The sequence below is a fragment of the Mycobacterium sp. genome (assembly GCF_047975165.1).
Taxonomy (GTDB): Bacteria; Actinomycetota; Actinomycetes; order Mycobacteriales; family Mycobacteriaceae; genus Mycobacterium.
In genome coordinates this window covers 1-2,431 of sequence record NZ_JBKECZ010000063.1, presented here as the reverse complement: position 1 = coordinate 2,431, position 2,431 = coordinate 1, and the positions used below count along the sequence as shown (strand labels likewise).

The 2,431-nt window shown below is 62.7% G+C and carries 2 protein-coding genes and 2 pseudogenes; 2 read left to right on the top strand and 2 right to left on the bottom strand.

Annotated elements, in window-relative coordinates; all coding sequences use genetic code 11:
* A pseudogene (locus tag ACK5M9_RS07275) lies at positions 1-756 on the top strand (nucleotide sugar dehydrogenase); the annotation flags it as partial.
* Positions 757-848: 92 nt separating this feature from the next.
* A pseudogene (locus tag ACK5M9_RS07270) lies at positions 849-1,223 on the top strand (transposase); the annotation flags it as partial.
* A gap of 103 nt (positions 1,224-1,326) precedes the next feature.
* On the opposite strand, the gene ACK5M9_RS07265 reads toward ACK5M9_RS07270, so the two are convergent.
* The gene (locus ACK5M9_RS07265; RefSeq protein WP_416892506.1) at positions 1,327-2,106 is read right to left on the bottom strand and encodes an ATP-binding protein; all 780 of its coding nucleotides are present in this window, start codon (positions 2,104-2,106) and stop codon (positions 1,327-1,329) included.
* The gene (locus ACK5M9_RS07260; RefSeq protein WP_416892505.1) at positions 2,103-2,393 is read right to left on the bottom strand and encodes a hypothetical protein; all 291 of its coding nucleotides are present in this window, start codon (positions 2,391-2,393) and stop codon (positions 2,103-2,105) included. The genes ACK5M9_RS07265 and ACK5M9_RS07260 overlap by 4 nt, the downstream gene beginning before the upstream one ends.
* Between the last annotated feature and the right edge of the window lie 38 nt (positions 2,394-2,431).

Sequence of the window (2,431 nt, the reverse complement as noted above, 5' to 3'; positions counted from 1 at the left end):
GCTCCCGCCGGGGATTCGGTCGAGGTCGCATGGAATCCGGAATTCCTAAGAGAAGGATTCGCGATCGAAGATACACTGCACCCCGATCGTGTCGTTCTAGGAGTCGATAGTCAAATATCCGGCCGAGCGGAGAGTGTCGCACGGGAAGTATATGCGCAATTACTCGATCAGGATGTGCCATTCCTGGTGACGGATTTGGCAACCGCAGAATTAGTCAAATCTGCGGCTAATGCGTTTCTTGCGACAAAGATATCGTTTATCAACGCGATATCCGAGGTTTGCGACGTGGCCGATGCGGATGTAACCGTTTTGGCGGATGCGCTCGGATTTGATGACCGCATCGGACGCAAATTTCTGAATGCGGGGATCGGTTTCGGTGGCGGGTGTCTTCCAAAAGACATTCGTGCGCTGATGGCATGCGCCGGAGAACTGGGCGCAAACCACCTGCTGACCTTTCTGCGTGAAGTCGACAGCATCAATATGAGCAGAAGGATGCGGATGGTCGCTGTGACACGGGATGTCTGTGGAGGGGAACTATTAGGGGCCAAGGTTGGTGTGCTGGGCTGCGCGTTCAAACCGAATTCGGACGATATCCGGGACTCACCGGCTCTCAATGTCGCCGGACAACTGCAACTGCAGGGCGCAGCGGTCAGTGTTTTCGACCCGCAAGCGATGGAGAACTCGCGCTCGGTATTTCCTACGCTGAACTACGCAGAGTCCGCGTTCGCGGCCTGTGCGGAATCCGATGCCGTGTTGGGCACGGTCGCGTCCTGAAGCCGGTGTAATTGGGGTCGGGCGTGGGTTCTGTTTCGAGACCTACCAAGTCGTCGAAGAATGGACCTACGCCGGTGCCTGGGCGAGTATCTCCGACCGGCCGTGTTCGCGCCAAGATCGACGAGTTGTTCGCCTGTGATCGTGAGTTGCCCGAGATTCTGGAGGAGGTGGCCCGCCTGGGGGCGCAGTTGCTGATGCAGGCCGCGTTGCAGGTCGAGGTGACCGGGTTCCTGGGCCGCGATCGCTACCAGCGCAGCGCAGTGGCACCGGATGCGCGGCCGGGGTCACGTAACGGCTATCGGCCGGTGAGGGTCGAGACCACGGCGGGTCCGGTCACTTTGGAGCGGCCCAAGCTGCGCGGCACGACCGTGGCGTTGGTTTGCCGACTGTTCGGCAAGAATGTCACCAAGACCAACGCGGTGGAGACGCTGGTGAACGCCTTATTGGTGTGTCAAGGGACATGAGGGACTGCCCAGTGGCGGTCAGTAAAACTGCCCGCTGGTGGCCACGAGATCTGCCCGGTGGTGGCCATCAGACGTGCCTGGTGGGTGGCTAGGTCAAGGCGTTCACCCCCTTGCCGGCCATGGCCTGGGTCAGTCGCACGCTTTCGCCGCTGGTTTGGCAGATATGGGCGTGGTGTAGGAGCCGGTCGACGGTGGCGGTGGCCATTGTCTTGGGCATTAGCTCGTCGAATCCCGCGGGGTGAAGATTGCTGGACAGCGCAATGGAGCGTTTCTCGTATGCGGCGTCGACGAGCCGGTAGCGGCCTTCGGCGGCATCGGCTCCGACCGGCAACAGTCCGATGTCATCGACGCAGCCGAGGTCGGCGCGCAGGATGCGGGCGATGGCCTTGGTGACGGTGTCGTCGGCACGGTGCCGACGCAGCAGGGTGCCGAGTTGTTCGAGGCTGAACCAGGCCACATGCAGCCCGGACTCGACGGCGTGTTGCCCGAGGGCTTCAAGGAGAAACGTTTTGTCGGTGCCTGAGGGTCCGCAGACCACCAGGTTCTCCCGGCGGTGTAGCCATTCCAGGGTTCGCAGCGCGGACTGGGTGGGGGCCGGGATGGAGGACAGGGCCGGGTCCCAGGCGGCGAAGGTTTTGCCGGTGGGAAACGCTGCTCGTGTCCGGCGGGCTGCCAACGCGGATCGTTCCCGCCCGGAAACTTCCTCGACAAGAAGAGCTTTGAGGACTTCGCCGGGGTCCCAGCGTTGTGCTTTGGCGGTGGCCAAAAGCTCCGGGGCGGCACGTCGGATATGGGGAAGCCGCATCCGTTTGAGTAACCGCTCCAGCTCGGCATCCAGTGGCGGCGCTGTGGGTGTTGTGGTGGTCATGGCCAGCCTCGATCCCCGTCGAGCAGCGCGGCGGTGCGTTCGGCGATGTGCGTGGCCATCCACGCGGTGGTGTCAGCGTGGCGGTAGCCGTTGAAGTACTCGGCGAACTCGACCTGGATGGCCAGGGCGGTGCGCTCCGGCGAAGCGGTGAGATCAGCGATCGGCCATGCCCATTGCCACAGGTCCCCGGCGGTGATCCCGACAAGCCAGCCGGGATCATCGGCGCGCTTGTCCTTGGGCCTGATCGAGATGTTCTTGCAGGTGCCGATGCCCCGAGGTGCGCTCATTTACCCTCCTGCTGCCCGCCAAGGCCAGCGCAGCCCGT

Excerpts from the sequence above, each read along its gene's own strand:
- ACK5M9_RS07265 (WP_416892506.1), bottom strand. The coding sequence starts at position 2,106 with ATGACCACCACAACACCCACAGCGCCGCCACTGGATGCCGAGCTGGAG.
- ACK5M9_RS07260 (WP_416892505.1), bottom strand. The coding sequence starts at position 2,393 with ATGAGCGCACCTCGGGGCATCGGCACCTGCAAGAACATCTCGATCAGG.